Genomic DNA, 6,449 nt, shown 5'->3' with positions numbered 1-6,449 from the left:
ACCTGGTGCTCCGCTACACCCTGTCCGCGAACAGCCCCTACCGCCCGTACCGGCCCCTGAACATCAACGAACAGGACGCGCCCTCCTCCTGAGCCACCCGGCCCCGGACGAGGTCGCCCGCATCGACGGTGAGGTCACCTCTGCAAGACCCTCGCCTGATCACGTTGATGTCGGAAATCTGCCAGACGCCATGCGACGTGCGCTGGTGGAATTCCGACATGTCCTCGACCCAGAACGGATCCTCAACGATGCACCGTGGCAAGGCCCTGCTGTTTCGCGAGTCGCACCGAAGCGGCAGGCCCTTGCTGCTGGCCAACGCGTGGGACGCCGCGTCCGCGCGGGTGGCGGAAGACGCCGGTGCCGTCGCGGTCGCCACGACGAGCGCGGGTGTCGCGTGGGGCCTCGGTGCCCCCGACGGCGACCGGCTCGGCCGCGACCTGGCCCTCGACCTCATCGCCCGTGTCGTCGCCGCGGTCGGCGCCCCCGTCACCGCGGACATCGAGAGCGGCTACGCCGATGACCCTGACGGGGTCGCCGTGACGGTCGGCGGCGTACTCGCCGCGGGTGCCGTCGGAATCAACATCGAGGACGCCCATCACGCCGGGCCGGAGCCGCTGCGCCCGGTGGCGGAGCAGGCGGACCGGATCGCCTCGGCCCGCCAGGCCTCCGACGCCTCTTCCCTGTTCATCAACGCGCGGATCGACACGTACCTGATGGCCGTCGGAGACCAGCACGGTCGGCTGTCGGAGACGCTGAAACGCGCCGAGGCGTACGTCGCGGCCGGCGCGGACGGCATCTTCGTGCCCGGTGTCACCGACCCTGAGATCGTCTCGGCGCTGGTGGAAGGGCTGGAGGTGCCCCTGAACGTACTCGCCGGTCCGGGAGCGCCGGACGTCGCCACGCTCGCCGGACTGGGCGTGGCGCGGATCAGTGTCGGCTCGTCCATCGCCCAAGCCGCGTACGCCCTCGTGCGGCGGAGCACACGGGAGCTGCTCACCACCGGCACCTATGGGTCGCTCTCCGAGTCGCTCGACTACGGGGAGCTCAACGCCCTCCTGCGCAGCGCCGACTGACGACCGCTACCCGCGCGACCGGGAGGGCACGAGCGTCAGGGTGTGGGCGGCCTCGCGGCGGATCGTCGCGGGGTCGGACCGCATCGGGATCGTGTCACCGCGCGCCCATAGCGGCGCCTGGTCCCAGTAGTGGTCCGCGAACGCATGGCCGGACGCGCCGGTGAGGTTGATCCAGCGGGAGCGGTTCGGGTCGGCGAGGTCCACGACCATGCGCATGGACGGCACCCAGTCGACCTGGTAGCCCTCCTGGGGGTTCCAGCCGGTCGCGTCGACGAGCGAGTCGCCGCCCGCGAGCTTCAGCCGCCCCCGGTTGAACAGCCACTCGATCGGCCCGATCCCGGAGGTGCCGAAGGTCTGGTTGGTCAACGTCAGCGTGTGCAGGTCGCCCCAGCGCCACTTCGCCGGGTCGCCGCCGAGCCGTTCGCGCAGTTCCCCCTCGGCGTCCTTGAGCGCGAGCCGGAGCATGTCGTCACGGGTCTCCTTCGCGGGCGTGCGCACGTCGTCCCACCACGGGTCGTCCGGCCGGTTCAGGAGATTCCGGAGCACCTCGAACCAGCGGTCGCCGCCGTCGGGCCGGGCGTCCTCGGGCAGCTCGTCGTCGAACGTCCGCAGCAGCAGGTGCCGGTACACCGCGTTGTAGAAGGCGGCCGGGGCGGAGCGGGCGGGCTGGGTGAAGTCCCAGCCGCGCAGCAGCGCCACGGCGGGGCCGGAGCCGACGCGCAGCAGGTGCGGCACCAGGGTCGGCGCGAAGCCGTTGCGGTCGTCCAGCTGGGTCCGCCCCATCGTCGCCGCGTCCATGACCGGCGTCCGCTGGACCAGCTCGGTGATGCGCGCGGCGCGGTAGCCGTACGCCCAGTCGCGGGTCAGCATCCGCGGGTAGCCGGGCCCGGTGGCGGCGTTGTTCGCGGTGACGATGTAGCCCTGCGGCGGGTCGTACGCGCTGGGCAGTTCGTCGAACGGGATGTACCCCTTCCACTCCTGCGCGCCGGTCCAGCCCTGCGCCGGCCAGCGCCCGTCGCCGCTCGTACGGATCGGGATGCGGCCGGGCGCCTGGTAGCCGATGTGCCCGTCGACGTCGGCGTACACGAGGTTCTGCGCGGGGACCTCGAAGGAGCGGGCGGCGGCGCGGAACTGCTCCCAGTTCCCGGCGGTGTCCAGCGACACGATCGCGTCGGCGGTCCGGCCCGGGTCGAGCGCGGTCCACCGCAGCGCGACCGCCGCGCCGTTCCCCGCCGTACGGGCCGAGGTCATGACGTCGGACAGCAGCGGCCCGTGCCGCGTCGACCGTACGGTGATGGTCACCGGCTTCGCCCCGGCCACCTTGATCTGTTCGGGCCGGAGCGCGAGGGGCTCCTGGCGGCCCCGGTACTCGTACGTCGTGCCGGTGACCCGCTCGAGGTACAGATCGGTGACGTCGGGGCCGAGGTTCGTGAAGCCCCAGGCGATCCGGGTGTTGTGCCCGATGATGACGCCGGGGACGCCGGAGAACGTGAACCCGGTGACGTCGAACGGGCAGGTGGCCGACGGACGGCGGCAGTGCAGCCCGGCCTGGTACCAGATCGACGGCATCTGCGGCGCGAGATGCGGGTCGTTGGCCAGGAGCGGCTTCCCGGTGTTCGTGCGGGCGCCGGAGACGACCCAGGAGTTCGAGCCCAGCCCGGGGGCGCCGTTGCCGAGCATCGTCGGCATGGCGTGGATGGCGGCGGCGACGCGGGTCAGCGCCGGGGACAGCGCGCGGGCGCGCGGCGCCGGGCCCGTACGCCCGCCGGAGCCGTTCGGGACGATGACGGGGTTCCGGTCGTACGGGTAGCCGGGGTAGAGCTGGTCGGCGCGGGCCGGGGAGACCTTCGTGGCGGCGATCGCGCGGCCCAGCTCCTCGTCCATGTTGCTGCGCAGGTCCCACGCCATCGCCTTGAGCCAGGACAGTGAGTCGACGGCGGTCCAGGGCTCGGGGTGGTAGCCGGTCCGCTGCAGGCCGAGCACGGAGTACTCCAGGCTCTGCGTCGCGGTGTCGCGGTGCCCGCCCAGCCAGGCGTTCACGCCCTGCGCGTACGCGTCCAGGTAGCGGCGGGTGTCGGGGCGCAGCAGCGGCAGCTCCTGCTCGGCGACCCGCCGCCAGCCGAGCGTACGGACGACCTTGTCGGTGTCGAGGGTGGTCCGGCCGAACAGCTCGGACAGCCGCCCTGCCGTGACGTGCCGCCGGAAGTCCATCTCCCAGAACCGGTCCTGCGCGTGCACGTAGCCCTCTGCCCGCATCAGGTCCTCGCCGCTGTCGGCGTAGATCTGCGGGACGCCCCACCGGTCCCGCAGGACGGTGACGTCCGCGCCCAGCCCGGGCACCGACACGCGCCCGCCGACCTGCGGGTACGACCGCCGGACCGTCCACCACCCGTACAGCGTGAGCACGAGCGCGAGCGCCAAGAGGGTGATCAGGACGCGGACGGCCCAGCGGGCCGTCCGCGGTAGCCGGGCCAGCGGCGCGAAGCGGACCATCGACCCTCCACACGCCGGAACCGGGATGATCGCGTCAGTAAACCATTCGGGTCGGCATCCGGGAACGCATCGGCCAGAACGGATCATCCCCCCGCATCCCGGCCATCGGGCGAGCACACCGAGAAGGAGATCCAGTCGCTGTTCGACGGCTACGAGATGGTCGAACCCGGCCTCGTACGCCCGTACGACTGGCACCCCCGGACGACGACGGCTCACCGCGGACGACCTCACTGTTCGGCGGCGTCGGACGGCTTCCCGCCCGCTGACCGCCCCGAGTCGCGGGGCGGATCGGCGGTGTACCGGTCGGGCACCTTGGGTCCGGGCCGCGGTGTCCAACGCGCCGCGTCGAGGAGGCGGGTGCCGAGCGCGCGGACGTGTTCGATGAGTTCGGGCGGCTCGTGCACCTCGAACGCGGCGCCGAGTTGCGCGACCCACGCCGCAAGCTCGTCGAGGGAGTTGGAGCCGGCTCTGAGCACGCACGTGTCGTCTGTGGCCGGTTCGACCGCCGCGACGGTGGGCGGCATCCGGGTGGCGACGACGTCGGCGGGTGCGTGCACCGTGAACCGGCCGTGGTAGCGGTACGGATGGATCGAGATCTGCTCCGACACGTAGCGGGTGAGATCGCCGCCGGGCGGCTCGCGGGGGGTGAAGCGCGGCCCGTTCGGCGTGCGCAGCCGCATCCGATCGACGCGGAACGTGCGCCAGTCACGCCGACCGGTGTCCCATGCCACCAGGTACCAGCGGCGTCCCGAGCTCACCAGCCGGTGCGGCTCGGCGGTGCGGCGGCCCTCGGCACCATCGCGGGCGCGATAGTCGAACCGCAGGCTCTCGCGGTCGCGAACGGCCGTGGCGATCGCGGTGAGCACGGCCGGGTCCACCGTGTCCGCCGAGGATGCCAGCGGGACCGTGGCCGAGCGCAGGGCGCCGACGCGATGCCGGAGCCGGGGCGGGAGGACCTGCTCGAGTTTGACAAGCGCGCGGACCGAGGTCTCGTCGATCCCGGCCACGTCAACGGCGGCCTCGGCTTCCCGACGGGCGACCCGGCCGAGTTCGAGGGACTCACCGAGGCCGAACTCGCCCGACTCGGCCAGTACCAGGACCAGGACCGCGCCGGCTACGCGGTGATACAGGCGACCCGGCCGCAGACCCTGGCGTTCGGCCTGCACGACTCGCCCGCCGCGCAGCTGGCGTGGATCGTCGAGAAGTTCAAAGAGTGGACCGACCCGGCGCGAGGACTACCCGAAGACGCGGTCGACGTCGACCAGTTGCTCACCGACATCAGCATCTACTGGTTCACCGGGACCGCCGCATCGTCGGCCCGTCTCTACAAGGAGACACAGAAGTCATGGGGCGCCGCCACCGAGTACTCTCCGCTGCCGCACGGCGTCGCCGTCTTCCCCGGCGACCCGGGCGTCCGCCGGATCGCCGAACGTGACCACAAGGTCGTGCACTGGTCGGAATTCGACCGGGGCGGCCACTTCGCCGCCATGGAGGCGCCCGAGCTGCTCGTCGAGGACATCCGGGCCTTCTTCCGCACGGTGCGGTGAAGCCCGGCCTTTGACGCTCTGGGAACTGATGATGCTCGACGTCGCGGCCCTCCAGTTGGTGGACCTGGACGTCGGGCGTCACACCTCCCGGATACTGACGGCGGCGCGGCGGTGACGGGGGGCCTCGACCTCGTCGAGCAGGGCGATCGCGAAGTCCGCGTACGAGATCCGGCTCGCCATGTCGCCGTGCTCGGCGACCCGGTAGCCGCCGGTGCGCCCGCCGTCGTGGTCGAAGTCGCCCGCAGGGGCCACGTACGCCCAGTCCAGGTCGCCCGCCCGGAGCTCCTCCAGGCCCGCCGCGTGGCCGAGGTAGAAGGAGCGGTACTCGTTCGGATAGCCGGGCTCGTCCATCATCGGAGCACCGGACGCCCCGGGCAGGACCGACGCCAGGCCGACCACCACCAGCCGGCGCACGCCCGCCTTCGCCAGACCGGCGGTCAGGGCACGGGCCGACGCGGTGAAGAAGTCGTGGGGTGGCATGGCCAGGTCCGCGGCGGCGCTGATGGCGGCGTCGTGCCCGACGGCCACCTGCTCGACGCCCGCCGCGTCCAGGACGTCGCCCGCCACGACCCGGGCGCCGGTCAGGTCGCCGTGGCGCGCGGGGTCGCGGACCACGGCGGTGACCTGGTGGCCGCGCCGGTGCGCCTCGGCGACGGCCTGCCGCCCGGCCCGGCCGCCCGCGCCGAAGATCACGATGTTCATGGGTACCCGCCTCTCACCAGGGCCGGATCCTGTGCGCCGGCCGGTGTCGCGGACGCTATCGAGGGGCGCGGTTACCGCCGGGATACCGGTTATCGTGCAGCCATGAGGGAACCCTTGCCCGCCGACATGTTCGACGAGCTGTGCCCGTCCGCGCTCAACCCGATCCGCTTCGGCGACAAGTGGGCGGCGCTCGTCATCCGCTGCCTCGAGGGCGGGCCGCGCCGGTTCTCCGAGCTGCGCGTGCCGCTGAGCCGTGTTACTCCCAAGGTCCTCACCCAGTCGCTGCGATCCCTCGAACGGGACGGTCTGGTCAAACGCACCGTCTACGCCGAGGCCACCCCGCACGTGGAGTACGAGCTGACTCCCCTGGGCCGCAGCATGCTCGAACCCCTCGCCGCCGCCTGCGCCTGGACGTCGGAGCACTGGGACGAGCTCCTCGACGCCCGCGAGGCATACGACGACGACGCCCGCCTCGACCGCGCCGGCTGACACGCCGAACCCCGGCCCGCAGCACCCCGACCGGCACGCCGGCGGAAGAGACGACGCGCCTTCCGACCCCGGCTGGGGATGCCGGTCATCGTCGCGGGGGCGTCGGCGCTCGCCCTGACCGGGTACGAGGTCCACGACCTCGCCG

The 6,449-nt window shown here is 72.6% G+C and carries 6 protein-coding genes; 3 read left to right on the top strand and 3 right to left on the bottom strand.

What is annotated here, in order from left to right; genetic code table 11:
- Nucleotides 1–248: 248 nt before the first annotated feature.
- On the top strand, nt 249–1,073 hold the full coding sequence (locus AB0I04_RS47730) for an isocitrate lyase/phosphoenolpyruvate mutase family protein (protein WP_360900914.1): 825 nt from the start codon (nt 249–251) through the stop codon (nt 1,071–1,073).
- Between the two features lie 6 nt (nt 1,074–1,079).
- On the opposite strand, the gene AB0I04_RS47725 is transcribed toward AB0I04_RS47730, so the two are convergent.
- Both AB0I04_RS47725 and AB0I04_RS47720 read right to left on the bottom strand, forming a co-directional pair.
- Nucleotides 1,080–3,566: a penicillin acylase family protein gene (locus AB0I04_RS47725; RefSeq protein WP_360900911.1), complete on the bottom strand. Its 2,487-nt coding sequence runs from the start codon at nt 3,564–3,566 to the stop codon at nt 1,080–1,082.
- A gap of 227 nt (nt 3,567–3,793) precedes the next feature.
- Nucleotides 3,794–4,432 carry a WYL domain-containing protein gene (locus AB0I04_RS47720; RefSeq protein ID WP_360900908.1) on the bottom strand — a complete coding sequence of 213 codons (639 nt, stop codon included), beginning with the start codon at nt 4,430–4,432 and terminating at the stop codon, nt 3,794–3,796.
- A gap of 66 nt (nt 4,433–4,498) precedes the next feature.
- Here AB0I04_RS47720 and AB0I04_RS47715 point away from each other — a divergent pair, with 66 nt between their 5' ends.
- Nucleotides 4,499–5,113, top strand: a complete 615-nt coding sequence (locus AB0I04_RS47715; RefSeq protein WP_360900905.1) for a hypothetical protein — start codon at nt 4,499–4,501, stop codon at nt 5,111–5,113.
- A 78-nt stretch (nt 5,114–5,191) separates the two neighbouring features.
- Here the strand turns inward: AB0I04_RS47715 and AB0I04_RS47710 are convergent, their stop codons facing one another.
- Entirely contained in the window at nt 5,192–5,815 is a 624-nt protein-coding gene (locus AB0I04_RS47710; protein ID WP_360900902.1) for an NAD(P)H-binding protein, read from the bottom strand.
- A gap of 102 nt (nt 5,816–5,917) precedes the next feature.
- Here AB0I04_RS47710 and AB0I04_RS47705 point away from each other — a divergent pair, with 102 nt between their 5' ends.
- Entirely contained in the window at nt 5,918–6,304 is a 387-nt protein-coding gene (locus tag AB0I04_RS47705; protein WP_360900899.1) for a helix-turn-helix domain-containing protein, read from the top strand.
- The last annotated feature ends 145 nt before the right edge of the window (nt 6,305–6,449 follow it).

Source organism: Actinoallomurus sp. NPDC050550 (genome assembly GCF_040655075.1).
Classification (GTDB): Bacteria; Actinomycetota; Actinomycetes; order Streptosporangiales; family Streptosporangiaceae; genus Actinoallomurus.
The sequence above is the reverse complement of the archived record's forward strand: the minus strand, read 5'-3'. Positions and strand labels throughout refer to the sequence as shown.

Bases quoted from the DNA above. Each gene is read 5' to 3' on its own strand.
- AB0I04_RS47730 (WP_360900914.1), top strand. From the start codon at position 249: ATGCACCGTGGCAAGGCCCTGCTGTTTCGCGAGTCGCACCGAAGCGGC.
- AB0I04_RS47725 (WP_360900911.1), bottom strand. From the start codon at position 3,566: ATGGTCCGCTTCGCGCCGCTGGCCCGGCTACCGCGGACGGCCCGCTGG.
- AB0I04_RS47715 (WP_360900905.1), top strand. From the start codon at position 4,499: ATGCCGGAGCCGGGGCGGGAGGACCTGCTCGAGTTTGACAAGCGCGCG.
- AB0I04_RS47710 (WP_360900902.1), bottom strand. From the start codon at position 5,815: ATGAACATCGTGATCTTCGGCGCGGGCGGCCGGGCCGGGCGGCAGGCC.
- AB0I04_RS47705 (WP_360900899.1), top strand. From the start codon at position 5,918: ATGAGGGAACCCTTGCCCGCCGACATGTTCGACGAGCTGTGCCCGTCC.